The sequence below is a fragment of the Kineococcus sp. AC630 genome (genome assembly GCF_979255925.1).
This window is the reverse complement of record NZ_CEEDMJ010000133.1, coordinates 1-240: the sequence shown is the minus strand read 5'-3', so window position 1 is coordinate 240 and position 240 is coordinate 1. Positions and strand designations below refer to the sequence as shown.

Sequence of the window (240 nt, the reverse complement as noted above, 5' to 3'; positions counted from 1 at the left end):
GGTGACGGTGATCCCCTCTACTCCGCCTACCACGACGTGGAGTGGGGCCGTCCCGTCCACGGTGACCGGGAGCTCTACGAACGGATCAGCCTCGAGGCGTTCCAGGCCGGGCTCAGCTGGATCACCGTCCTGCGTCGCCGCGACACCTTCCGGACGGCCTTCGCCGGGTACGACCCCGAGGTGGTCGCGGCCTACGGCGAGGACGACGTCGCCCGGCTCCTGGCCGACCCGGGGATCATC

At 70.8% G+C, this 240-nt stretch carries 1 protein-coding gene; it reads left to right on the top strand.

What is annotated here, in order from left to right; translation table 11 throughout:
* A partial coding sequence (locus tag AC0I8G_RS26135; RefSeq protein WP_471732535.1) for a DNA-3-methyladenine glycosylase I occupies positions 1-240 on the top strand: 240 nt, incomplete at both ends.